We start from the raw sequence: 23824 nt of genomic DNA on the forward strand, positions 1-23824 counted from the left end.
GTCAGCGCTCGCGGGCGAGGAGGGCGTAGACGAGGGTCGAGGTCCACTCGCCCTTGCAGAACTCGTCGTCGAGGTGGTGCGCCTCGAGGCGCAGGCCGAGCCGCTCGCAGAGGCGGGCGGAGGCGGTGTTGCGCGCGTCGAGCTGAGCGACGACCCGGTGGGCGCCGAGCCGGTCGAAGGCCAGGTCGATCAGGGCGCGGGCGGCCTCCGTCGCGAAGCCCCGGCCCTGCGCCTCCGGGTGCAGGACCCACCCGATCTCGACGCCGGCCTGCTCCGTCGAGGTCGCGATCAGCGTGAGATCCCCGACGACCCGGCCGGCGAACGGCCCGGAACGCGGCACGATCGCGAGCACGACGACGTCGCCGTCGGCCGCGAGGCGGTCCGACGGCAGCCGGACGGCCAGGTGCGCGCGCGACTCCTCGGGCGTCCGCGCCGGCCAGCGCAGATAGCGGACGGCCTCCGCATCGCCCTGATAGCGGGCGTGGTCCTCGGCGTCGTCGAGCGAGAGCGGACGCAGCAGCAGCCGCTCCGTCTCGATCGGCTCCGCCTCGTACGGGAGCCGGAGCGGCGTCACGCCGAGGCCGCGGACGCGCCGCCGGCCTCGAGCGGGCGGGCTACGGTGCGCTCGGCGGGCACCTCGATGCCGAACAGCGCCTCGAGGCCGGTGAGGTACGCCTCCTGCTCGCCGGCGCGGGCGTAGTCGCGAGCGCGGACACTCGGGGTGTGCAGCAGCACGCCGGCCAGGTGCCGCAGCGCCTGCTCGGTGCGGCCGTCCTCGTCGCCGCGCGAGCGGGCGCGCTCGATCTCGGCGTCGAGCGCATCGAAGACATGGGCGCGCAGGGCGACCACGGCGGGGGTGAGGCTCTTCTCGTCGGCGACGTCGGAGAACTTGCGGACGGCCTTGTCGACCAGGGCGCGCGCCTGGGTCGACGCGTCGAGCACGTCGAGCGGGGCGTGCAGGCTGATCGTCTCGAGGTCGAGCAGCTCGACGCCGGTCACGGTGGTGACGTCGGCGGCGACGTTGCGGGGGAGGCCGAGGTCGATGACCAGCTGGCGCTCGCGGGAGAAGCCGCGCAGGCGTCCCTCCGCGAGGATCGCCGCGTCGAGGACGGGCTCCTGGGTGGTGGTGCAGGTGATCACGACGTCGGCGGCGACGGCCTCGGTCGCCAGCTCGGCGCCGTCGATCGGGCGGAGCGCGCGGCGGGTCGCGAAGCCCTCGGCGCGGCCGGAGGGGGAGTGGACGGCGATCTCGAGCACGCCGCGGTCGCGCAGCGCGGCGACGGTCGCGCGGGCGTAGCTGCCGGTGCCGATCAGCAGCACCCGGGCGGCGCGCCAGTCGGTGATGCGGCTGGAGGCGAGGTCGAGGGCGAGGCGGACGATCGAGCGGCCGGCGCTGCCGAGGCCGGTGCGGTTCTTGATCCCGCGGGAGGTCTGCGAGGCGCGCTGGAAGAGGCGCTCGAGCTCGGAGGAGGTGGTGCCGAGGCGGCGGGCCTCCTCGAGCGAGCGGCGGACCTGGCCGGCGATCTCGCCCTCGCCGACGACGACGGACTCGAGCCCGCTGGAGACGGCGAAGAGGTGCTCGGCGACGCGGTCGCCCGAGACGACGGAGACCGAGCTGCGCAGCTCCTCCTGCTCGACGCCGGTCGCGGCGCTGACCGCGGCGGTGGCGGCCTCGACGGTCACGGCCTGCGCGGCGGTGAGCGGCTCGTCGATGTCGAGGTAGGCCTCGAAGCGGTTGCAGGTCGCGACGACCACGGCCCCGGAGACGAAGTCGATGCCGTCCGAGAGCGCCGACGCGACGGCGGAGGAGTCGACGGAGAGCTTCTCGAGGAGATCGAAGCTGGCGTTCTTGTGCGACGCCGTCAGACACAGAAGCACCAGGGCAGTCTACCCGGGGCGTCCGGGGGTCGGCCGCGGTCCTGGGGAAGACTGCACGAATGCTCCCGGTCAGCGGGGCCTGGAATAATGCCGCGGTGACCTCCCCCATCGCCGGCCTGCTCGATCCGCTGCACCCGCTCGCCTCCGGGCGCACGGCCGACTCCTCTCTCCTGCGGGCCTACCGCTCGGACCGGCCGGAGTCGACGCCCGTCTGGTTCATGCGCCAGGCCGGCCGCAGCCTGCCCGAGTACCGGGCGCTGCGCACCGACACCCAGATGCTCGACGCCTGCCTCGACCCGGCGCTCGCGAGTGAGATCACCCTGCAGCCGATCCGCCGGCACGGCGTGGACGCGGCGATCTTCTTCAGCGACATCGTCATCCCGCTGCGCCTCGCGGGCGTCGCGGTCGACATCGTCCCCGGGCGCGGACCCGTTCTCGAGAAGGCGGTGCGCACCGCCGCGGACGTCGACGAGCTGGTCGCGCTCGATCCGGCCCTGCTCGACGAGACGCTCGAGCCGATCCGCGAGGGCGTCCGCCGCACGGTCGAGGGTCTGCGGGAGATCGGCGAGGGCGGGACACCGCTGATCGGCTTCGCCGGCGCCCCCTTCACCCTCGCGGCCTACCTCGTGGAGGGCGGGCCGTCCAAGGACCACATCCGCGCCCGCACCCTGATGCACGCCGACCCCGAGGCCTGGGCTCGGCTGATGGAGTGGACCGCCGAGGTCACCGGCCGCTTCCTCCGCGCGCAGGTGCTGGCCGGGGCGAGCGCCGCGCAGCTCTTCGACTCCTGGGCCGGCGCGCTGTCCCTCGCCGACTACACCGCGCACGTGGCTCCCGCCTCCTCGCGAGCGCTGACCCACGTGCGCGACCTGGCCTACGACCACGGCGAGATCCGCCGCAACGTGCCGATCGTGCACTTCGGCGTCGGCACCGGCGAGCTGCTCGGCGCGATGCACGGGATCGGCGCGGACGTCGTCGGCGTCGACTACCGCATCCCGCTCGACGAGGCGAACCACCGGCTCGGCGGCTTCGTCCCGGTGCAGGGCAACGTCGACCCGGCGCTGCTCTCCGCCCCGTGGGAGGTGCTGGCCGCGCACGTCGACGACGTCCTCCGCCGCGGCACCAGCGCGCCGGCGCACGTGCTCAACCTCGGCCACGGCGTGCCGCCCGAGACCGACCCCGACGTGCTGACGCGCCTGGTCGCGCACGTGCACGCCTGGCGGCCATGACCGAGGGGCACGGCAGCGAGGGGAACGGCACCGGGGCCGGCGCCGACTACGACGTCGCGGTCGTCGGCGGGGGAGTGGCGGGACTCGCCGCCGCCGCCGAGTGCCTGCGGATCGGCCTGCGCGTGGTGGTGCTCGAGGCGGGCGACGCGGTCGGCGGCTCGGTCGCCCCGCTCGAGATCGCCGGAGCCGTCCTCGACGCCGGCGCCGAGAGCTTCGCCACCCGCGGCGGCCACGTCGAGAAGGCGCTCGCCGCGCTCACTCTCGACGGCCGGCCGCTCGCCGAGTCGATCGTCGAGCCGCGGACCGGCGGCTCCTGGCTGCACCTCGCGGGCGGGCGCTCCGTCCCCTCGCCGCGCGCCGGGATCCTCGGCATCCCCGGCACCCCGCTCGCCCCCGACGTCGTCCGCGCGATCGGCCGCCGCGGCGCCGCGCGCGCCTGGCTCGACGCCGTGATGCCGGTGCTGCGAATCGGCCGGGCGCACTCCCTCGCCGAGCTGGTGCGCACCCGGATGGGGCAGCGGGTCCTGGACGATCTCGTGGCGCCCGTCGTCTCCGGCGTCTACTCCAGCCGCCCCGAGGACATCGACGTCGACGCGGCGGCCCCCGGGCTGAACGGGGCGATCACCCGGGCGGGCTCCCTCGCCGGCGCGGTCGCCGCCCTGCGCGCGAACCTCCCCGCGGGCGTCGCCGTCCGCGGGATCGACGGCGGAATGCACCGCCTGGTCGCCGCGCTCGTCGAGCGGATCGACTACCTCTCGGGCGAGATCCGCACCGGCACCGCCGTGACCCGGCTCGAGGGCGACGGCGAGCCGTTCCTGCTCACCCTCGACGACGGCGCCGTGCTCACCGCGCGATCGGTCATCGTCTCGACGCCGGAGCGCGACGCGCGCGAGCTGCTCGCCGGGATCGTCCCCGCCGTGCGCGACGAGGCGGCGGAGGTGCTGCACGACTCCGTCGAGCTGGTCACCCTCGTCGTCGACGACGCCCGCCTGGACGCCGCGCCGCGCGGCTCCGGCGTGCTCGTCGCGCCGACCGCCCGGGACGTCACGGCGAAGGCGATCACCCACGCCACCGCGAAGTGGGCCTGGCTGGCGGCCGGCCTGCCCGCGGGACGGCACGTCCTGCGCCTCTCCTACGGACGCCCGGGCGAGCATCCGCCGCTCGAGGGCGCGAGCGACGCCGAGGCGGCCGCGACCGCCCTGCGCGACGCGTCGGTCCTGCTCGGGATCGAGCTCGACCCCGCGAGCCTCGTCGACTCGGCCCGGGTGCGCTGGGCGAACGTCCGCCCGGCCGCGGCGCTCGGCCGGCGCGCGCATCTGGAGGCCTTCCGCGCGGCGCTCGCCCCGGTGGCCGGGATCGCCGTCACCGGCACCTGGCTCGCGGGGACCGGGCTGGCCTCGGTGCTCCCGCACGCCGCCGAGACCGCCGCTCTTATCCGCCGCCGACTGGTGCGTCAAGGCGTCGGCATACCGCGCGAAGAATATGACGGTGACGGCTACTCTGGGTCGGAGGCTCCCGCATGACTGCGGCGTGCCCCGACACGAGTGGTCATCGACCGCGTGAACGAGCCGCGAGAGCGGCCCAGGACGAGGAGTAGGCGTGAAGGGCAAGATTCTTTTCGTGGCAGGAGCCGCAGCCGGCTACGTGCTGGGAGCGCGTGCCGGTCGGAAGCGGTACGAGCAGATCGCCTCGGCGGCGAACAGGTTCTGGCAGACGCAGCCCGTGCAGGACGTCGCCGGAGCCGTCGGCGGAGCCGCCAAGACGCAGCTCAGCACGGTCTCGGACAAGGCCTACGAGCTGGTCCGGAACGTCGTGGTGAAGGCCGTCTCCGGTGGCAAGAAGGCCCAGGGCGCGTCCTCGGCCGAGGCGACCGCCGCGGCCCGCTCGGCCGCGTCGAAGGTCGACGAGGCCGCCGCCGCGGCCGGCTCCGGAGGATCGACGTCGTCGTCCTCCACCAGCAAGGCGTAGTCCTCATCCCTCCGGGCCGTCCGTTCGGCCGAGGCCCGGCACGACCACCCTCCGAGGAGCCCCCGTGGTGAACGAACGCAATCCGAAGAACGCCCGATCGCTGGGCGAGCTGGTCAGCGACCTCCCCGGTCTCGTGATCGAGCTCGTCAAGGCCGAGATCGCGTCCCTCAAGAACGAGCTGTCCGGGAAGGCGAAGAGCGCCGGGCTCGCGGTCGCGCTGTTCGCGGTCGCGGCCTTCTTCCTCCTCACCGCGTGGGCGACCCTCGTCACCTTCGCGATCATCGGCATCGCCTCCTGGCTCCCCGCCTGGCTGTCGGCGCTGATCGTGACCGTGTTCTTCCTGCTCGTGGCGGTCGTGCTGATCCTGGTCGGCGTCAAGTCGATCAAGAAGGCCGTCCCGCCCGTTCCGCAGGACTCGATCGAGAGCATCAAGAAGGACGTCCAGGCGTTCAAGGGAGTCGGCAGCTATGACCACTGATCGCGCTGTATCCAGCACCACGCCCCGCTTCGTCGACCCGGCGGAGCTCCAGCCGAGCCAGCTGAAGGCCGACATCGAGCGCGCGCGCACCGAGCTCGCCGCGACGCTCGACGCCATCGAGTACAAGGTGAACGTCCCGCGCAAGGTGCGGAACGTCCAGCGGACGCTCGAGCGCAAGGTCTCCGTCGTGCGCAAGCACCACCCCGAGGCGCTGATCGCCGGGGCCGCCGGTGCGGCCGCCGCGGTCGGCCTCGTCGTCTGGGGCATCGTCCGCGCCGTCGTCGAGGACTGACCCCACCCGCCTCACCTCCTGCGCCGAGGGGTCCGGATCGCTAGCGCTCCGGACCCCTCGGCGCCAGAGCCCCTCCCGCTTTTGTGCATCCGCACGAGCGGAGGGATGATGGATCAATGACCGATCAGACCGCCGACACGGCGGGTCCCGTTCAGTCCGCCCCCGACACGAGCGCCGCTCCGGCGCCGCAGCCCCCCGCCGATCAGGTTCACTCCGATCAGGCCCTGGGATACACGCTCTGGGCGGTTCTCCGCAGGGATCCCTCACGTCCGTTCACCCTCTCCGCCGACGAGGCCGCCCAGGCGGCCGCCGGCTACGAGGACACCGTCTCGCGGCTCGCGGGCGAGGGCGTCACGGTGCGCGGCACCTACGACGTCTCGGCCCTGCGCGCCGACGCCGACATCATGCTCTGGCTCACCGGAGCCGCGCCCGAGGAGCTGCAGCGCGCCTACCGCGAGCTGCGCCGCACCGAGCTGCTCTGCGCGCTGCTGCCCACCTGGAACGCGATGGGCGTGCACCGCGACGCCGAGTTCAGCGCGAACCACCTCCCCGCCTACATGCGCGGCAAGGCGCCCGCCCGCTGGCTGACGGTCTACCCGTTCGTCCGCTCCTACGAGTGGTACATCCTCCCCGAGGAGGAGCGCCGCACGATGCTCGCCCAGCACGGCCGTCAGGGCTCGCGCTTCCGCTCCGTGCTGACCAACACGGTGGCCTCGTTCTCCCTCGGCGACTACGAGTGGATCCTCGCGCTCGAGGACGAGGAGCTGGTCAACCTGGTCGACCTCATGCGCGATCTGCGAGCCACCGAGGCCCGCCGTCACGTGCGCGAGGAAGTCCCCTTCTACACCGGTCGGCGCATCGAGGCCGACCAGATCGCCGAGGTCCTCCGATGAGCTCCACCGTCCCCGCCCCCGAGGCGCGCGACTTCGCCGAACCCGTCCCCGAGGTCGCCGAGGGCGTCCTCGTCCGCGGTGCCACGCCGGCCGCGGCGTCGGGCCCCGAGCACGTGACCGAGCCGGTCGCCTACGACGCGATCCTGCTCGCCGGCTTCGGCGGCCCCGAGGGGCAGGACGACGTCATCCCGTTCCTGCGCAACGTCACCCGCGGCCGCGGCATCCCGGAGGAGCGCCTCGAGGAGGTCGCCCACCACTACCGCCACTTCGGCGGCGTCAGCCCCATCAACGCGCAGAACCGTGCGCTGAAGGCCGCCCTCGAGGCCGAGCTCGCGAACCGCGGCATCGACCTCCCGGTGCTCTGGGGCAACCGCAATTGGGCGCCGTACATGAGCGAGGCGGTGACGGAGGCGAAGGAGCGCGGCTTCTCGAACCTGATCGCCATCGCCACCAGCGCCTACTCCTCCTTCTCCTCCTGCCGGCAGTACCGCGAGGACTTCGCGGCAGCGCTCGACGCGACCGGCCTCGAGGGCGAGCTGCGGATCGACAAGGTCCGCCAGTTCTTCGACCACCCCGGCTTCGTCATGCCGTTCGTGAAGGCCGTCCACGACGGGCTCGACGAGCTGCGCTCGCGCCTGCCCGGGCTGGACGCCACCACCGAGGTCGAGGTGCTCTTCGCGACGCACTCGATCCCCTCCACCGACGCCGCGCGCAGCGGCCCGCACGAGCGGCACGAGGACGGCACCGTCGTCGACGTGCACCACTTCGGCGACGGCGGCGCGTACGAGGCGCAGCACCTCGCGGTCGCGGAGGTCGTGATGGCGGCCGCCGGCGCGGAGGACGTGCCGTGGCAGCTCGTCTACCAGTCGCGCTCCGGCCCGCCCACCCAGCCGTGGCTCGAGCCCGACATCAACGACGCGATCGCCGAGCTGCCCGCCAAGGGCCGCAAGGCGCTGGTGATCGTTCCGCTCGGCTTCGTCTCGGACCACATGGAGGTCATGTGGGACCTCGACAACGAGGCGCTCGAGACCTCGGAGGAGCACGGCCTCGTCGCCGTCCGCGTGGCGACGCCGGGCACCGACCCGGTCTACGTCTCCGGTCTCGTCGACCTGGTGATGGAGCGGGTCAACGGCACGCCGGTGGAGGACCGTCCGTCGATGACGGCGCTCGGCCCCTGGTACGACGTCTGCCGTCCCGGCTGCTGCGAGAACGTGCGCGCGGGCTTCAAGCCGGCGCTGGCGGGGATCGCGCCGTGACGGGCGGGGTCGCCCTGTGACGGGGAGCACCGCCCCGTGAGCATCCGAGTCGGCACCCGCGCGAGCGCGCTCGCGGTGGCGCAGACCCGGATGACCGCCGATCGGATGGCGCAGGCCGCCGGCGTGCCCGTCGAGCTGGTGCGCATCGAGTCCGACGGCGACCGGATGCGCGGCTCGCTCGCCTCGCTCGGCGGCACCGGGGTCTTCGTGAGCGCACTGCGCGACGCGCTGCTGGCCGGGCGCTGCGACGCGATCGTCCACTCGCTGAAGGATCTGCCGACGGCGCCGGTCGAGGGCCTCGTCCTCGGCGCGGTACCTGAGCGCGAGGATCCGCGCGATGCGCTCTGCGCCCGCGACGGGGCGACCCTCGCGACGCTGCCCCGCGGTGCGCGGGTCGGCACCGGCTCGCCGCGTCGGCGCGCGGCGCTGCTCGCGGCACGTTCCGATCTCGAGATCGTCGACATCCGCGGCAACATCGACACCCGGCTCGGCCGCGTGGCCGCCGGGAGCTCGTCGCCGCTGGACGCGATCGTGCTCGCCCTGTCGGGGCTGCGGCGCCTCGGGCGCACCGACGCGGTCACCGAGGTCCTCGACTTCGGGGTCTCACCGCACGCGCCCGGTCAGGGTGCGCTGGCGATCGAGGTCCGGGACGAGGAGCCGTCCGACGAGCTGCGCGCGGCCCTCGCGGCGGTCGAGCACGCTCCGACCCGGGCGGCGATCACCGCCGAGCGGGCGCTGCTGGCCGTGCTCGAGGCGGGCTGCGCGGCGCCGATCGGCGCGAGCGCGACGGTCGAGGGCGGGCGGGTGGTGACCCGCGGCGTGGTCTTCGCGGTCGACGGCTCGGCGTCCCTCTCTCGGGAGGTGGCGGAGCCGATCGATAACGGTTCGGTCGACGGACCTCGACACCTGGCGGTTTCGCAGTATGGTGGTCGCGAACTGCCCGTCGTCGAAGCCGCGTTCCGCTGCGGCTCTCTGCTCGCTGACGCGCTTCTCGGTGCGGGTGCCGCCCAACTCGCACCTCTGGGAGCCTCTTCGTGATCGTGCCCGCCGCCTACTCCCAGTGGGAGAAGCCGTTGCAGGGCTGGCGTGTCCTCGTCCCCCGCGGAGGTCCGTGGGGCGACGGCGTCGCCGGTGCCCTGCGTGCGAAGGGAGCGTCGCCCGTCGTCGCGCCCATGATCAACTTCGCGCCGACCGACGACTTCCCGGCACTCGAGCAGGCCCTGGCCGACCTCGAGGCCGGCGCCTTCGACTGGATGACGGTGACCAGCGCGACCACGGTCGACGTGCTGTCCCTGCTGCGCACCACCGTGCCCGCGGGCACGAAGGTCGCCGCCGTCGGCGAGACCACGGCCGCGGCGCTCGTGGCGGCCGGCTACTCGGTCGACCTCGTGCCGTCCGAGGACAACTCCGCGAAGGGCCTCCTCGCCGAGTGGGAGCAGGCGACCGGCGGGCAGCACCCGCTCCGCGTGCTCACGCTGCGCTCCGAGATCGCGAAGCCGCTGCTGACCGAGGGCCTGAAGCGCATCGGCCACGACGTCCGCTCCGTGGTCGCCTACCGCACCGTCGGCGTGCAGGTCGAGGACCGCGTCGTCGCCGATGTCGCGAGCGGTGCCGTGCACGCGATCCTGGTCACCTCGGGGAGCGTGGCCGAGCAGGTGCAGAAGCAGCTCGGCCCCGTGCCCGAGTCGACGCTGGTCGCCGCGATCGGCCCGCAGACCGCGAAGGACGCGCGCGCCTTCGGCCTGCGCGTCGACGTCGTCGCCGACGAGCGCTCCGCCTCCTCCCTGATCGACGCCGTCGCCGGCGTCGCCGCGGAGCGCGCCACCCGCTGACCGGCGCTGTTCGCGCACAACATCAGCTGAGACGGGTGGGCCTCCGCTGACAGAGGAGGGACCCCCGTCTCAGCTGATGTTGTGCGGCCGTCGCTGGTCGAGGTGAGTGCTCACCAGTGTTCGAGTGCCCGGCGCCTGCGCTGCGCTGCAGTCCACATGTGCTCGTTCCGGCGGATCATCTCGAAGAGGGCCGCTTCGGTGCGGGGCCAGTCGTCCATGATCTGGTGGTTGTCGAGCCGGATGCAGAGGTACTCCTGGCGGGCGAGCTCGAGATCGCGCCGCCGGTCCTCGTGGAACTGCTCGATGCTGGAGTGGTAGCGGTAGCCGTCGGTCTCGAGGACCATCCGCTCGCCGATCACCTCGTCCACACGGCCGACACGCGGGACGAGGACCTGCGGGCGGACCGGCACGTTGCGGCGGCGCACGCTCAAGCGGGTCTTCGTCTCGAGGCCGGACTGACTGCGGCCGTCGACACGGGCGAAGACCTCCCGCTTCCCCGCCGGAGCGAGCGCGCGGAGCGTCGGCAGGTCGTCCTCGGCGAGCAGGCCCAGGTTGAGAGCCGAGTCGATCGTCACGACGGCGTCGTCCTCACCGATGCAGGTGATGAGATTCAGGATCGCCGCACCGATCCCGTCCTGCGAGAACGAGCGCCGGCCCTGACCCGGCCATCGCCGCCAGTGGCCGACCGCCCCCGGACGCAGGGTATGGACGAAGGAGTCGCCGAGCGCGATGTGCAGGCCTGGCCGCTCGGTGGTCCAGAGCCCGAGAGCGTGCAGCAGAGAGACGCACGTGAGGACTCCGCCCGCACGCACGGCAGCCAGTTCGGCCTCGGGCGCTCCTGCCATCGCGTACCAGCCGCGCCGCACGCGGACGATCTCGCCCGTCGACAGGGCGCGCTCGACCGCGGACCGGTCCACGCCGGCGGCGCGAAAGGCGCTCGCGGGAGCGAACCCGCCGCCCGAGGCGAGGAGAGAGCCGACTCCGTCCATGGTGTCGACGGTGGCGGAACACCGCCTCGGGTGCGGGCGCTCGTCGGTGATCTGTGCAGGAAGGACGACGAGACGATCCTGTGGAGGAGTGGATGTCGACGGTCACGGGGCGCGACGCGAGCCCGGCTTAGGCTGGAGGCATGACCGCGATCCGCCCGCGGCGCCTCCGCACGACCCCGGCCCTGCGCCGGCTCGTGCGGGAGACGCGCGTCCACCCCGCCCAGCTCGTCCTTCCGCTCTTCGTCGCCGAGGGCATCACGGAACCTCAGCCGATCGGCTCGATGCCGGGGGTGTCGCACCACTCGCTGGACAGCGTCCGGCGGGCGGTGACCGAGGCGGCCGAGGCCGGGCTCGGCGGCGTCATGCTGTTCGGCGTGCCCACCACCCGCGACGCGGTGGGCTCCGGAGCGACCGACCCCGACGGTGTGCTCAACGCCGCCACGCGGGTCGTCGTCGAGGAGGTCGGCGACGCGCTCGTCGTGCAGACCGACCTCTGCCTCGACGAGTTCACCGACCACGGGCACTGCGGCGTGCTCGACGCGCACGGCCGGGTCGACAACGACGCGACGCTGCTCCGCTACGAGCAGATGGCGCTCGCGCAGGCCGAGGCCGGCTCGCACCTGCTCGGGCTCTCCGGGATGATGGACGGCCAGGTCGGCGCGATCCGCGCGGCCCTCGACGGCGCCGGGCACCTCGACACCGCGATCCTCGCCTACTCCGCGAAGTACGCCTCCAGCTTCTACGGCCCCTTCCGCGAGGCCGTGCAGTCGACGCTCGAGGGCGACCGCCGCACCTACCAGCAGGACCCGGCGAACCGCCGCGAGGGGCTGCGCGAGGCGACGCTCGACCTCGCCGAGGGCGCGGACGTCGTGATGGTGAAGCCCGCGATGTCCTACCTCGACGTGCTCTCCGACGTCGCCGCGATCTCGGACGTGCCGGTCTGGGCGTACCAGGTGTCCGGCGAGTACGCGATGATCGAGGCCGCCGCTGCGAACGGCTGGATCGACCGCGAGGCGGCGATCGTGGAGTCGGTCACCGGCATCGTCCGCGCCGGCGCCGACGCCGTGCTCACCTACTGGGCCGTCGAGCTGGCGAACGATCTGCTGAAGTAGGCCGGGCGGTCCGGCGTCCGGCGTCCGCTGAGGCGCGCGCCGTATCGTGGTCGGGTGACTCCCACCGCGAACGACACCCTGTACGAGCGTGCCCGGCACGCGATCCCCGGCGGCGTGAACTCGCCGGTCCGCGCCTTCCGCTCGGTCGGCGGGACCCCGAGGTTCATGGTGTCGGCGACCGGCCCGTACATCACCGACGCCGACGGCCGCGAGTACGTCGACCTGGTCTGCTCCTGGGGTCCGGCCGTCCTCGGTCACGCGCACCCCGAGGTCGTCGCCGCCGTGCAGGAGGCGGCGGCCCGCGGGCTCTCCTTCGGTGCGTCGACCCCGGCCGAGACCGAGCTCGCCGAGCTGGTGGAGGCGCGGATCACGGCCGGCGGAGTGTCGCCGATCGAGAAGCTGCGCCTGGTCTCCACCGGCACCGAGGCGACGATGACCGCGATCCGCCTGGCCCGCGGGGTCACCGGCCGCGACCTGCTGATCAAGTTCTCCGGCCACTACCACGGCCACTCCGACGGCCTGCTCGCCGACGCCGGCTCCGGCCTCGCGATGCTCGCGCTGCCCGCCTCGGCCGGCGTCACCGCGGCCACCGCGGCGCAGACGATCGTGCTGCCCTACAACGACCTCGACGCGGTGCGCGCGGTCCTCGCCGAGCGCGGCTCCGAGATCGCCGCGGTGATCACCGAGGCGGCCGCCGCGAACATGGGCGTCGTCCCGCCCGCGCCGGGCTTCAACGCGGCACTCGCCGAGCTCGTGCACGCCAACGGCTCGCTGCTGATCATGGACGAGGTGCTCACCGGCTTCCGCGTCAGCGCCGGCGGCTGGTGGGGGCTCGAGAACGCCGGCGCCGAGGCGCCCTACGTCGCCGACCTCTACACCTTCGGCAAGGTCATCGGCGGCGGGATGCCCGTAGCGGCGCTCGGCGGCCGCGCGGACGTGATGGACCACCTGGCCCCGCTCGGGCCGGTGTACCAGGCGGGCACGCTCTCGGGGAACCCGGTCGCCGTGGCCGCGGGCATCCGTACCCTGCAGCTCGCCGACGACGCCGTCTACGCCTCGCTCGACCGCACCGCCCTGACGCTGCAGCGCGAGGTCTCGGCCGCGCTCTCGGCCGAGGGCGTCGTGCACACGGTGCAGAGCGCGGGCAGCCTCTTCAGCTTCCTGTTCACCGACGTCGGCGGACCGGTGCGCGACTACGCCCAGGTCCAGGCGCAGGAGTCGTTCCGCTACCCGGCCTTCTTCCACGCGATGCTCGACGCGGGCGTCTCGCTGCCGCCGTCGGTGTTCGAGGCGTGGTTCGTCTCGGCCGCGCACGACGACGCGGCGATCGGCCGGATCGTCGACGCGCTGCCGGCCGCCGCGAAGGCCGCGGCGGCAGCCCGCCCGCAGGAGTAGGCGGTGGCGCCGGGGGTCAGCCCCGGCGCGACACCGACTTCGGCAGCACGAAGACGAGCGCGAAGGCCGCGATCGCCATCAGCGCGCTGACCAGCATCGCCGGGGCCGCGGCGTCGAGGAAGCCCGAGGCGACGGTGTCCGGGCCGGTGATGACCAGGCCGCCGAAGAGGATGCTGCCGATCGCGGCGATGCCGACCGCCGAGCCGATCCGCTGGATCGCGGAGATCACGCCACTGGCCGCGCCCGCGTCCTGAGGGTCGACCGTCGAGACGATGAACTGCACGTTCGGCGCGATGAAGAAGCCGTTGCCGACGCCCGCGATGAACAGCGGCGCGAGCAGCTGCCAGTTGGTGATCGAGTCCGGCGTCGCGGTCAGCAGCACCAGCCACACCCAGATCAGGCCGACGGCGAGCAGTCCGCTGCCGAGCACCAGGACGTTGCGGCCGAGCTTGGCGGTGAGGCGGTTGCTCTGCGAGGAGCTGACGATGCTGCCGATCGCGAACGGGATCGAGACGAGCCCCGACTCCAGTGCCGTGTGGCCGAGGCCGGACTGCCAGAGCAGCGAGATGGTGAAGAAGATGCTCGTGAAGGCCGCGAAGTAGACCAGCGCCAGGATCACTCCGCCGGTGAAGGCGGGGTGGTGGAACAGGGTCGGCGGCACGAGCGGCGCGCGGCCGCGGCGGGTGTACGCGACCTCCCAGGCGCCGAACGCGGCGAGGAGGATCACGCCGCCGGCGATCGAGAGGAAGGTCCAGAGCGGCCAGCCCTCGTCCTCGCCCTGGATCAGGGGCACGAGCAACGCGACGAGGCCGCCCGAGACGAGGATCAGCCCGAGCCAGTCGACGCCGCCGCTCGGGGCGCGGTCGCCGTCCTGGAGCTCGCTGCGGGTCGGCAGCAGCATCGCGGCGGCGATGAGCGTCGCGACGCCGATCGGCAGGTTCACCCAGAAGACCAGGCGCCAGCCGTTCTCGTCGCCGAAGGCCTGGATGATCAGTCCGCCGATGATCGGGCCGAGCGCCGACGAGACGCCGAGGACGGCGCCCATCACCGCGAACGCCTTGCCGCGGGCGGGGCCGCGGAAGAGGATCTGGATGTAGGCGTTGACCGCCGGGACGAAGATCCCGCCCGCGAGGCCCTGCACGACGCGCGCGATGACGAGCTGGACGTCGTCGGCGGCCAGGCCGCAGGCGAAGCTCGCGACGGTGAACAGCGCGACGCCGCTGACGAAGACCCACTTGTGCCCGAAGCGGTCGCCGAGGCGGCCGGCCGGGATCAGCGCGAGGCCGAAGGCGAGCGCGTAGCCCGAGATGATCCAGGAGAGCGTCGACTCGGAGGCGTCGAGGGTGGTGCGGATCGTCGGCAGGGCGACGTTCACGATGGTGGTGTCGAGCAGGGCGATGAACATGCCCGCCAGGAGAACCACGAGGGAGCGCCAGGCGCGGCGGTCGGGGGCCGGCGGGGCGCCGGTCACGCGGTCGGACGACGTCTCGGTCATGCGGAGGGAGGCCTTTCGAGAGGCGGCAGAAAGGGGGAGGGGAAGCGGGACCACCCATCGGGGGTACGACCGCATGTGAACTCTCGCAGGAGCACCCGGGTTTCTGCACGCCTTGGCCTGTGGGGGCCTTCAGGTGCGGGCGGGGAACCGCCGTCAGCGGCGACGGGACTCGGCGGCGCGGGCGCAGGCGATGCAGAGGTCGGCGGTGGGGCGGGCCTCGAGGCGGGCGGCGCCGATCGGGCGGCCGCAGCGGGCGCAGTCGCCGTAGTCGCCGGCGGCGAGGCGCGCGCGGGCGGCGGCGAGATCGCGCTCGGTGCGGGCGAGAGCGTCGCGCACCCCGGCCATCCGCGACCACTCCGCCGAGAGCGGGGTGCCCTCCGGATCGTGCTCGTCGTCGGCGGTGCCGTCGGCGCGGTCGAGGAGGAGCTCGCGGAGGGACTCGTCCAGGCGCTCCGCCTCGCGGCGGGCCTCGGCCTGCCGCTCGGCGAGGCGCGCGTCGAGGAGGCGCCGCTCGTCCGGATCCGTGGCCATCCCTCCATGCTGCCACTGCGACTCCCGGGCGCCGAGTGCGATGGGCGGGGCAGACTAGGGGCATGCCCGTCGTGACCGTGCTCCCCGACCGCCTCGAACTCCGCCTGACCCGCGCCGAACGGGTGCTCGCCCTGCACCGCGGCGACGTCGTCGTCGAGCGCTCGAGCATCCGCTCGGCGACCGTCACCGAGGATCCGTGGATCTGGGTGCGCGGGATCCGGGCGCCGGGGACCGCGGTGCCGCTGACCCTCGCGGCCGGCACCTGGAAGTTCCACGGCGGCAAGGACTTCCTGCTGATCAAGCGGACGGCCGCCGCGGTGGTGATCGACCTCGTCGACGAGGAGTACTCGCGCCTGATCGTCAGCACGAAGCACGCTCCCGAGCTGATCGCGGCGCTGCAGCTGGGGACCGCGACCTCGGCGATCCCCGTCATCGAGACGGACGACCTCGTCGTCGTGCCGGCCGTCGCGGAGCAGGCCGCCGAGCGTCTGGCCGCAGCGCAGGCGGAGGCGGAGCGCAGGGACGAGCGGGGGCCTGCGGAGGAGACGCCGGCCGCGAAGGAGACGGTCGCGACGAAGCCCGCGGCGAAGAAGGCGCCCACGAAGAAGCCGGCGCCCGAGAAGTCGGTCGCCGAGAAGCCGGTCGCCGAGAAGACCACCACCGATGCGCCGGCGCCCGAGAAGCCCGCCGCGAAGAAGCCGTCCGCGAAGAAGCCCGCCGCGAAGCCGCGCCCCGACTCCTCCGTCGGTCACGCCTCCGCCGAGCCCAGCGGCGCGACCGAGGCCGCCGAGTAGCTCGGACCGCCTCGCGACCCGAGCTCCGGAGCGTCAGCCTCGCACGTCGACCAGCGTGCGCCCGTGCGCGCGCCCTTCCAGCAGGTCGGTCGCGGCGTCGATCGCGCCTGCAAGCGGCACCGTCGAGGTCAGTCCGTCGAGCAGCTCCAGGTCGAGGTCGTGGGCCAGCCGGCGCCAGGCCTCCTCGCGGAGCTTCCGCGGCGCCTCCACGGAGTTGATGCCCGCCAGCGTCACTCCGCGCAGGATGAACGGCATCACCGTCGCGGGCAGGTCGCCGCCCTGCGCGAGACCGCAGGCGGCGACGGTGCCGCCCCAGCGGGTCTGCGCGAGCGCGTTGGCGAGGGTGTGCGAGCCGGCGGAGTCGATCGCGCCGGCCCAGCGCTCCGACTGCAGCGGCTTGCCCTTCTCGGACAGCTCGGCCCGGTCGAGGACCTCCGTCGCGCCCAGGCGCTGGAGCAGCTCGCCGTGCTCGTCCGCGCGCCCGGTCGAGGCGACCACCTCGTGGCCGAGCTTCGCGAGCAGCGCGACGGCGAGGGAGCCCACGCCGCCCGAGGCGCCGGTGACCAGCACCGGTCCGTCGCCGGGGCGGACGCCGTGCCGCTCGAGGGCGAGGACGGCGAGCATCGCGGTGAAGCCGGCGGTGCCGATCGCACCGGCGCGGGCGGAGGAGATCGCGCCGGGGATGCGCAGCAGCGACGCGGAGTCGACGCGGGCCCGCTCGGTGAAGCCGCCGTCGAAGCGCTCGCCGAGGCCGGCGCCGTTGAGCACCACGCGGTCGCCGGAGTCGAAGCGCTCGGCCGCGGCGCCGTCCGCGTACTCGACCGTGCCGACGACGTCGATGCCCGCGATCAGCGGGGTGCGGCGGACCACACCCGGCCGGCCGGCGAGCGCGAGAGCGTCCTTGTAGTTCACGCTCGAGTACTCGACGGCGAGGGTCACGTCCCCGTGCGAGCGATCGGGATCGTCCCGCTCGGTCAGTCGTGCGCGATTCGGGGTCTCGGTGTCGGAGGAGGAGTGCTGCTCGACGACGACGGCTCGGAACATGAGCCCACGCTACGCCCGAGCGCGCGGAACGCGCCCGGGCGGCGGGGTCAGTTCAGCGGACGGGTGCCCTCGGGCAGCGCGCCGCCGGCGTAGAGGGCGGTCGCCGCGTCCTGCAGGGCGGTCAGCGCGACGCGCTGCGTCCACGGTCCGTAGGAGACGCGGGCCAGGCCGAGCTCCTCGAAGCGCGCGGGCGACTGCGAGCCGGGGACGCCGATCACGCTGACCCGCTGACGGCCGAGCTCGGCCACGAGGGCCTCGAGCTCCGCGTCCTGGAGCAGGCCGGGGACGAAGAAGCAGGTCGCCCCCGCGTCGAGGTAGGCGCGTCCGCGCTCGACGGCGTCGGCGAGCACCTCGCCGCGGTCGCGGTCGCCGGCGCGGAGGAACACGTCGGTGCGGGCGTTGAGGGCGAAGGGCACGGCCTCCTCCTCGGCGGCGGCGACCGCCTTCTCGACGGAGCGCAGCGCCTCGGCGAGCGGCTTCGCCTGGTCCTCGAGGTTCGCACCGACGACGCCGACCTCGATGGCGCGGCGGACGGTCTCGCCGGCGTCGCCGTAGCCGGCCTCGAGGTCCGCCGAGACGGGGACGTCGACCGCGGCGACGATCCGCTCGATCATGCTCAGGTGCAGGTCGAGCGGGATCCGCTCGCCGTCCTCGTAGCCGAAGGTCGCGGCGATGGAGTGGCTCGCCGTCGCCAGCGCCCGGGTCTCGGGAAGGGCGGTGATCGTGGTCGCCGAGACCACGTCCCAGACGTTCACCACGCTCAGCAGCTCGGGGGCGGTGTGGAGGTCGACGAGGGTGCGGCCGCGCGCTTCGATGCTCATCCCTCGACCGTAGGGGCCCGCGGGGCGCGCTCGCGGGGGCTGGCGCAGGTCGATGGTCAGACCGGAGAATCCGCGCGGTGCTCGGCGCAGACCGCGCTCCCGCAGCCCTCGCAGACGACGAGCTGCTCGCGGCAGGCGGGATCGGCGCAGTTGCGCATCCGGCTGGTCGGCTCCGCGCAGACGGCGCAGCGGCCGAGCACCTCGGCGTCCGGGGAGAAGGTCAGCGAGCCGCGCCCGTCGAAGACGTAGAGCGCACCGCGCCAGAGCCCCGTGTCGCGGCGGGCCTCCTGGTAGCGGACGATCCCGCCGTCGAGCTGGTACACCTCGCCGAAGCCGCGGGCGAGCATCAGGCTCGAGAGCACCTCGCAGCGGATCCCGCCGGTGCAGTAGGTGACGACCGGCCGGCCCTTGAGGTGGTCGTAGGCGCCGGAGTCGAGCTGCTCGACGAACTCGCGGGTGCTCGCGACGCCCGGCACGACCGCGCCGTCGAAGCGGCCGATCTCGGCCTCGAAGGCGTTGCGCCCGTCGAAGAAGACCACGTCCTCGCGCTCGGCGACCAGGGCGTCGAGCTCGTCGGGGGCGAGCCGGACGCCGGTGCCGACGACGCCGGACTCGTCCACCCGCAGCTCCTCGGGTGCTCCGAACGAGACGATCTCCTCGCGCACCTTCACCGAGAGCCCGGGGAAGTCGATGCTGCGGCCCTCCTCGTCCAGGCCCGAGCCGTCGCTCCACTTCACCTCGAGCCCGCGGAAGGCGGAGTGCTCACGGGTACGGCGGACCCAGCGCTTGAGCGCACCCATCTCGCCGCCGAGGGTGCCGTTGGCGCCGTCCTTCGAGAGCAGGACCCGGCCGCGCAGGCCGAGGTGCTCGGCGAGCTCGCGCTGCCAGAGCCGGACGGATTCGGGGTCGGCGAGCGGCACGAAGCGGTAGAACAGCAGGATCTTCGGCAGCACCGGGTCATCCTACGAGGGCCGGGCCGGGTCGGCCGAAACGCTCCGGCAACGCGGGTGTGACAGCATCTCCCGGTGACCGACGCCCCTCTCCCCGTGCCGCACAGCCGCTTCGAGGACGTCTTCGGCCTCGTGACCGGCGCGTTCGTCGTCTCGCTCGGCCTGTTCCTGCTCCGCGCGAGCGAGGCGGTGACCGGTGGGACCGCGGGGCTCGCGCTGCTGCTGGGCTACGTCGCGCCGATCCCGTTCGGCGTGATCCTGGTCGTCGTCAACCTGCCGTTCCTGGCGCTCTCGCTCTGGAAGAAGGGCTGGCGCTTCACCCTGCGGACGATGTCCTCGATCGTGCTGGTCTCGGTGCTCGCCGGGCTGCACCCGCTCGCCTTCGGGACGCTCCGGATCGACCCGGTGTACGGGGTGCTCACCGGCGACGTGCTCGCGGGGATCGGCCTGCTCATCCTGTTCCGGCACGGCTCGAGCCTGGGCGGCTTCAGCATCCTGGCCCTCCTCGCGCAGGAGCGGCTGGGCTGGCGGGCGGGCTACGTGATGATGGCGCTCGACGCCTGCGTGGTCGTCGCGGCGCTGCTGGTGGTGCCGCCGCTGAACGTGCTGATCTCGGCCGCGGGCGTCGTGGTGCTGAATCTCGTGCTCGCCTTCAACCACCGGCCGGGGCGCTACCTCGGTTCCTGAGCGGCGCAGTGTGAGCGGCGCAAGCCCTCGACCTGCGGCCGGTGGTTCCTAGGCTGGTCCCAGGCGCGCGACTGCCGCGCCCGAACGGAGAACCGGATGTCCGACTGGAACTACGACCCCTACGCCCGCCTCGGTGAGGTGCCGACCTTCACTCTAGAGAGCGACGACATCAGCGACGGCGCAGCGCTCGCCCCGCGCCACTACGGCGAGGGCTCGGGCGGCGAGGACGTCTCGCCGCAGCTGCGCTGGTCGGGAGCGCCCGCCGAGACCAAGAGCTTCGCGGTGACCGTGTTCGACCCCGATGCGCCGACCGGTTCGGGCTTCTGGCACTGGGCGGTCTACAACCTGCCGGCCGACACCACCGAGCTGCCGACCGGCGCAGGCGCGGCCGGCTTCGAGCTGCTGCCCGCGGGCGCGCAGACCCTGCCGAACGAGATGCGGCTGCGCCAGTTCATCGGAGCGGCGCCGCCGGACCGCGAGCACCGCTACTTCTTCGTCGTGCACGCGCTCGACGTCGAGGAGCTCGAGCTCGACCCGGAGTCGACGCCGGCGATCCTCGGCTTCAACGCGCACTTCCACACGCTCGCGCGTGCGGTGCTGGTCGCGACGGCGACGCCGGACGGCGCGAAGGGCTGACCGGCCCGGGGTCTCGATACGCCGCTGCGCGGCTACTCGACCAGCATGCAGCGTGCGCCCCTTGCTTGCTGGTCGAGTTGCCCGCGGAGCGGGCGTCTCGAGATCCACCGCCGTCAGGAGCGAGGCCTGCAGACCCGCCATGCTGATGACGGCGGGTCTCGATACGCCGCTGCGCGGCTACTCGACCAGCATGCAGCGCGCTACCCGAAGAGGGTGCGCGCCTCCTCGTAGCGGGAGTCGGGCACCGTCTTCAGGGTGCCGAGGGCCTCGGCGAAGTCGACGTGGTAGATGTCGGTGCCGCGCAGGGCGACCATGCGGCCCCAGTGCTCGGCGACGACGGAGTCGGCCGCGGCCATGCCGAGGCGGGTGGCCAGCACGCGGTCGAAGGCGCTGGGGGTGCCGCCGCGCTGGATGTGGCCGAGTGTGGTGGCGCGGGTCTCGATGCCGGTGCGGTCCTCGATCATCGGGGCGAGCATCTCGCCGATGCCGCCCAGGCGCGGGCGGCCGAAGGCGTCGAGGCCGCGCTCGGAGTGCGCGTCGTCCATCGAGTCGAGCGAGAAGCCCTCGGCGACGACGACGAGCGGGGCGCGGCCGCGGTCCTGGGCGCTCTGCACCCACTCGACGATCTGCTCGATCGAGGTCTTCCGCTCGGGGATGAGGATGACGTGCGCGCCGGCCGCCATGCCCGAGTGCAGCGCGATCCAGCCGACGTGGCGGCCCATGACCTCGGCGACCATGCAGCGGCCGTGCGAGTCGCCGGTGGTGCGCAGGCGGTCCATCGCGTCGGTGGCGATGCCGACGGCGGTGTCGAATCCGAAGGTGTAGTCGGTGGCGCCGAGGTCGTTGTCGATCGTCTTGGGGACGCCGACGATCTTGAGGCCCGCATCGGTGAGGCGCTTCGCCGCGGCCAGGGTGCCCTCGCCGCCGATCGCGATGATCGAGTCGATGCCGTTGCGGTCCATCATCTCGGCGATCTTCTCGGGGCCGCCGTTGTCGCCCTCGAAGGGGTTCGTCCGGCTCGTGCCGAGGATCGTGCCGCCCTGCTTGGCGATGCCCTGGATCTCGGGCCGCCCGAGGGGGAGGAGGTCGCCGTCGACCACTCCGCGCCACCCGTTGCGGAAGCCCACGAATTCTTGGTCGTACACCTTGATGCCCTTGTACACGGCACCGCGGATGACGGCGTTCAGCCCGGGGCAGTCGCCCCCGGAGGTCAGGATCCCGATCTTCACCCGCTCAGAGTAGAGGACGCGGGAGAGCGCTCGAGGCACCCGTTCGGGCAGGTTCCGGCGGGCCGGCCGTTCGAGCGCCTCTGAGCGGGGACGACGAAGGGCCCCTCCTCGCCGCCTCGAGGAAGGGCCCTGCGTCGTTCAGGGACTAGAGAGTGTCAGTGACTAGTTGGCCTGGCTGGTGTTGACGACGCCGTTGACGCCGGCGGGGAAGAATCCACCGGAGGTCGTGGCCTTGCTGTTCAGGTAGACGACGTTCAGGACCTGGCCGGGGTTGCGGCTGAAGGCGATGCCGTTGGCGTCGGTGGGCTGGATGTTGGCCTGCCCGTCGACCTTGACGCCCTGGTCGTCGTCGGTGGGGCCGTCGAGGCTGTCGCGCGCGTCGGACAGCTTGCCCGCCTGCACGTCGAGTCCGGCGCCGTAGATCGCCGAGCGGATGGCACCGGCGTGGTAGGCCTCGACCGCGAGGATGCCGGCGGCCGCCTCCAGGTAGAGCTTCGACTGGATGAGGGGGGCAGCGCCCTTGTAGGCGGTGACTCCGACGTCCTCGAAGACGAAGGCGCCGAGCAGGAAGTTCTGCTCGTTGAGGAACGGGTCGAACGTGCCGCCCGCGGGGATGAGGCCGGCCGCGGCGGCCGCGGCGTTGAAGCTGGCCTCGAGGTTGATCGAGGGGCGGGCGACAGCGGCAGCACCGAGCTGGCCGCGGAGGAACTTGACGTGCGCCTTCTCGTCGTTGGCGACCTCGCGGGCGAAGGACTTCAGCCACGGGGTCTTGAAGGGGACGGCGCGGCCGCCCTTGACGCCGCCGAGCTTGCCGGTGCCGCCGGTGTCGCTGCTCGCGAGGCCGGAGCCGGTGACGGCGCGGAGGTAGAACTCGGCCTCGAGGTACTCGAGGTTGAGCGCGAAGTTGAGGACGGCGGCGTCGCCGGGGCCCTCAGCGGCGACCTCTTCGGCCGAGGCGGCGGGGGCGGAGGCCAGGGCCGCCGCTCCGATGCCGAGTCCGGCGACGCCGGTGGCCTCGAAGAAGCGGCGACGGTCGAGAGCCGTCTCCGAGCTCCTGACGATCGCGTTGCGGATGAATGTGGTGTCGAACATGTGCGCATCTCCAGTGATAGGCGGTTGGCCGGGCTGACGGACTGTGCCGCGACAGCGCGAAACTACGCCCGGGATCGGGGTACTGCCTAGCGGAATCGGGGGATCCAGATTGCGCATGTGTTCTTCCCGGTTGAACCAATCCGGGCGGGGCGCCGCTCCGAACACGTCGTGGATGGCAGTTCTGCGGGAGGCCTGATCAAGGCCGGGATCGACCGGTCCCGGCGGGTGTCGGCGGCCGCGGCTAGCATCGCAGCGTGTCGTCCGCGCTCCCCGCTCCCGTGCCGTTCCTGGCCACGGTCTACGCGCCGGCCGTGCCGGTGAGCCTCGCGCTCACGCTCCGCACGCTGCTGCGCGGCTCGGGCGACCCGACGATGCTGATCGACGCGACCGGCTTCTGGCGCGCGTTCCGCACGCCGCTCGGCCCCGGCACGCTGCACCTGCGGCAGGCGGCCGATGGTGCCGTGCACGCGCGGGCCTGGGGCGAGGGCGCGGAGTGGCTGATCGATCATGTGCCCGAGCTGCTCGGCCACGGCGACGACTGGAGCGCGCTCGATCTCTCCGCACACGGTCCGCTGGCCGAGGTGCTGCGCCGCTCGGCGGGGCTGCGGCTGACCCGGGCCAACCTCGTCTTCGAGATGCTGGCGCCGTCGATCCTGGAGCAGAAGGTCACCAGCACGGAGGCGTGGCGCGCCTACCGCGCGCTGGTGCGACTGCACGGCGAGCCGGCTCCCGGGCCGGTGGCGCTGCACGTGGCGCCGTCGGCCGAGCAGTGGCGCCGGGTCCCGTCCTGGGACTGGCACCGGGCGGGCGTCGATCCGCGGCGCTCGCGCACCGTGCTGACGGCGGCGCTGGTGGCGAAGGGGCTCGAGCGCACGCTGGCGCTCGGCCGCGGCGGCGAGGTGGTGGCGCAGCGCCTGCAGTCGGTGCCCGGCATCGGGCCGTGGACGGCGTCCGAGGTGATGATGCGGGCCCACGGTGACCCGGACGCGGTGAGCGTGGGCGACTACCACCTGGCCGCGGCGGTCGGCTTCGCGCTGACCGGGCGCCTCGGGGTCGACGACGACGGGATGCTCGAGCTGCTCGAGCCGTGGCGCGGGCACCGGCAGCGGATCATCCGCCTGATCGGGACGAGCGGCGCCCGCAAGCCGCGGCACGGCCCGCGGATGACGATCCAGGACCACCGGTGGCACTGATCCGCCGAGTGCTCTGATCCGCCGAGTGCA

At 73.4% G+C, this 23824-nt stretch carries 25 protein-coding genes; 15 read left to right on the forward strand and 10 right to left on the reverse strand.

The genetic code is table 11. The annotated features are described in order from the left end of the window. Position 1 precedes the first annotated feature (1 nt). Both C1I64_RS19605 and C1I64_RS19610 read right to left on the reverse strand, forming a co-directional pair. Entirely contained in the window at positions 2-574 is a 573-nt protein-coding gene (locus C1I64_RS19605) for a GNAT family N-acetyltransferase (RefSeq protein ID WP_244209543.1), read from the reverse strand. Then, positions 571-1878 carry a glutamyl-tRNA reductase gene (locus C1I64_RS19610; RefSeq protein ID WP_123444869.1) on the reverse strand — a complete coding sequence of 436 codons (1308 nt, stop codon included), beginning with the start codon at positions 1876-1878 and terminating at the stop codon, positions 571-573. The genes C1I64_RS19605 and C1I64_RS19610 overlap by 4 nt, the downstream gene beginning before the upstream one ends. 59 nt (positions 1879-1937) lie before the next feature. Here C1I64_RS19610 and hemE point away from each other — a divergent pair, with 59 nt between their 5' ends. The 9 genes from hemE to C1I64_RS19655 all read left to right on the forward strand — a co-directional run bounded on the left by hemE (position 1938) and on the right by C1I64_RS19655 (position 9826). Next, the gene (gene hemE, locus C1I64_RS19615; RefSeq protein ID WP_127888380.1) at positions 1938-3107 is read left to right on the forward strand and encodes a uroporphyrinogen decarboxylase; all 1170 of its coding nucleotides are present in this window, start codon (positions 1938-1940) and stop codon (positions 3105-3107) included. Further along, entirely contained in the window at positions 3104-4630 is a 1527-nt protein-coding gene (gene hemG / locus C1I64_RS19620; protein ID WP_127888381.1) for a protoporphyrinogen oxidase, read from the forward strand. Before hemE ends, hemG begins: the two co-directional genes overlap by 4 nt. 97 nt (positions 4631-4727) lie before the next feature. Beyond that, positions 4728-5075 (forward strand): YtxH domain-containing protein, encoded by a 348-nt coding sequence (locus C1I64_RS19625; protein ID WP_185019938.1) that lies wholly within the window; start codon positions 4728-4730, stop codon positions 5073-5075. A 64-nt stretch (positions 5076-5139) separates the two neighbouring features. Next, the gene (locus C1I64_RS19630; protein WP_123444871.1) at positions 5140-5553 is read left to right on the forward strand and encodes a phage holin family protein; all 414 of its coding nucleotides are present in this window, start codon (positions 5140-5142) and stop codon (positions 5551-5553) included. Further along, entirely contained in the window at positions 5543-5845 is a 303-nt protein-coding gene (locus tag C1I64_RS19635) for a DUF3618 domain-containing protein (RefSeq protein ID WP_123444872.1), read from the forward strand. Before C1I64_RS19630 ends, C1I64_RS19635 begins: the two co-directional genes overlap by 11 nt. Before the next feature lie 116 nt (positions 5846-5961). Beyond that, complete coding sequence (gene hemQ / locus C1I64_RS19640) at positions 5962-6738, forward strand: hydrogen peroxide-dependent heme synthase (RefSeq protein ID WP_127888382.1); 777 nt, start codon at positions 5962-5964, stop codon at positions 6736-6738. Next, positions 6735-7994 (forward strand): ferrochelatase, encoded by a 1260-nt coding sequence (locus tag C1I64_RS19645; protein WP_123444874.1) that lies wholly within the window; start codon positions 6735-6737, stop codon positions 7992-7994. The genes hemQ and C1I64_RS19645 overlap by 4 nt, the downstream gene beginning before the upstream one ends. Positions 7995-8030: 36 nt before the next feature. Then, a complete protein-coding gene (gene hemC, locus C1I64_RS19650; protein ID WP_127888383.1) occupies positions 8031-9032 on the forward strand; it encodes a hydroxymethylbilane synthase in 1002 nt (333 codons plus the stop codon). After that, positions 9032-9826 (forward strand): uroporphyrinogen-III synthase, encoded by a 795-nt coding sequence (locus tag C1I64_RS19655; RefSeq protein ID WP_127888652.1) that lies wholly within the window; start codon positions 9032-9034, stop codon positions 9824-9826. The genes hemC and C1I64_RS19655 overlap by 1 nt, the downstream gene beginning before the upstream one ends. A gap of 110 nt (positions 9827-9936) precedes the next feature. Here the strand turns inward: C1I64_RS19655 and C1I64_RS19660 are convergent, their stop codons facing one another. Further along, positions 9937-10815: a type IV toxin-antitoxin system AbiEi family antitoxin domain-containing protein gene (locus C1I64_RS19660; protein WP_127888384.1), complete on the reverse strand. Its 879-nt coding sequence runs from the start codon at positions 10813-10815 to the stop codon at positions 9937-9939. Between the two features lie 140 nt (positions 10816-10955). On the opposite strand from C1I64_RS19660, the gene hemB reads away from it, so the two are divergent. Then, entirely contained in the window at positions 10956-11927 is a 972-nt protein-coding gene (gene hemB, locus C1I64_RS19665; RefSeq protein WP_123444876.1) for a porphobilinogen synthase, read from the forward strand. A 54-nt stretch (positions 11928-11981) separates the two neighbouring features. Further along, positions 11982-13322, forward strand: a complete 1341-nt coding sequence (gene hemL / locus C1I64_RS19670; RefSeq protein ID WP_208645172.1) for a glutamate-1-semialdehyde 2,1-aminomutase — start codon at positions 11982-11984, stop codon at positions 13320-13322. 16 nt (positions 13323-13338) lie between these two features. Here hemL and C1I64_RS19675 read toward each other — a convergent pair whose 3' ends face one another. Together C1I64_RS19675 and C1I64_RS19680 are read right to left on the reverse strand one after the other, a co-directional pair. Then, on the reverse strand, positions 13339-14817 hold the full coding sequence (locus C1I64_RS19675; RefSeq protein ID WP_127888385.1) for an MFS transporter: 1479 nt from the start codon (positions 14815-14817) through the stop codon (positions 13339-13341). Between the two features lie 153 nt (positions 14818-14970). Then, positions 14971-15348 carry a TraR/DksA family transcriptional regulator gene (locus C1I64_RS19680; RefSeq protein ID WP_127888386.1) on the reverse strand — a complete coding sequence of 126 codons (378 nt, stop codon included), beginning with the start codon at positions 15346-15348 and terminating at the stop codon, positions 14971-14973. Positions 15349-15410: 62 nt separating this feature from the next. Here C1I64_RS19680 and C1I64_RS20685 point away from each other — a divergent pair, with 62 nt between their 5' ends. After that, entirely contained in the window at positions 15411-16142 is a 732-nt protein-coding gene (locus tag C1I64_RS20685; protein WP_244209544.1) for a hypothetical protein, read from the forward strand. Positions 16143-16175: 33 nt separating this feature from the next. Here the strand turns inward: C1I64_RS20685 and C1I64_RS19690 are convergent, their stop codons facing one another. From C1I64_RS19690 to trhO, 3 genes are read right to left on the reverse strand one after another with little or no spacing between them, the layout of a single operon-like run. After that, positions 16176-17186, reverse strand: a complete 1011-nt coding sequence (locus C1I64_RS19690; RefSeq protein WP_127888387.1) for an MDR family oxidoreductase — start codon at positions 17184-17186, stop codon at positions 16176-16178. Between the two features lie 47 nt (positions 17187-17233). Next, positions 17234-18007, reverse strand: coding sequence for an isocitrate lyase/PEP mutase family protein (locus C1I64_RS19695; RefSeq protein WP_127888388.1), 774 nt, complete (start codon positions 18005-18007; stop codon positions 17234-17236). 56 nt (positions 18008-18063) lie between these two features. Beyond that, entirely contained in the window at positions 18064-18957 is an 894-nt protein-coding gene (gene trhO, locus C1I64_RS19700) for an oxygen-dependent tRNA uridine(34) hydroxylase TrhO (protein WP_482822409.1), read from the reverse strand. Between the two features lie 75 nt (positions 18958-19032). On the opposite strand from trhO, the gene C1I64_RS19705 reads away from it, so the two are divergent. Continuing rightward, positions 19033-19644, forward strand: coding sequence for a YitT family protein (locus C1I64_RS19705; RefSeq protein ID WP_123444882.1), 612 nt, complete (start codon positions 19033-19035; stop codon positions 19642-19644). Positions 19645-19740: 96 nt separating this feature from the next. Beyond that, positions 19741-20280, forward strand: a complete 540-nt coding sequence (locus C1I64_RS19710; RefSeq protein WP_123701810.1) for a YbhB/YbcL family Raf kinase inhibitor-like protein — start codon at positions 19741-19743, stop codon at positions 20278-20280. A gap of 200 nt (positions 20281-20480) precedes the next feature. Here the strand turns inward: C1I64_RS19710 and C1I64_RS19715 are convergent, their stop codons facing one another. Together C1I64_RS19715 and C1I64_RS19720 are read right to left on the reverse strand one after the other, a co-directional pair. Then, positions 20481-21509 (reverse strand): 6-phosphofructokinase, encoded by a 1029-nt coding sequence (locus C1I64_RS19715; RefSeq protein WP_123444884.1) that lies wholly within the window; start codon positions 21507-21509, stop codon positions 20481-20483. A 162-nt stretch (positions 21510-21671) separates the two neighbouring features. After that, positions 21672-22601, reverse strand: coding sequence for a ferritin-like domain-containing protein (locus C1I64_RS19720; RefSeq protein ID WP_123733390.1), 930 nt, complete (start codon positions 22599-22601; stop codon positions 21672-21674). Positions 22602-22855: 254 nt separating this feature from the next. On the opposite strand from C1I64_RS19720, the gene C1I64_RS19725 reads away from it, so the two are divergent. Beyond that, positions 22856-23794, forward strand: a complete 939-nt coding sequence (locus C1I64_RS19725) for a DNA-3-methyladenine glycosylase family protein (protein ID WP_127888389.1) — start codon at positions 22856-22858, stop codon at positions 23792-23794. The last annotated feature ends 30 nt before the right edge of the window (positions 23795-23824 follow it).

Source organism: Rathayibacter festucae DSM 15932 (assembly GCF_004011135.1).
GTDB classification, from domain to species: Bacteria; Actinomycetota; Actinomycetes; order Actinomycetales; family Microbacteriaceae; genus Rathayibacter; species Rathayibacter festucae.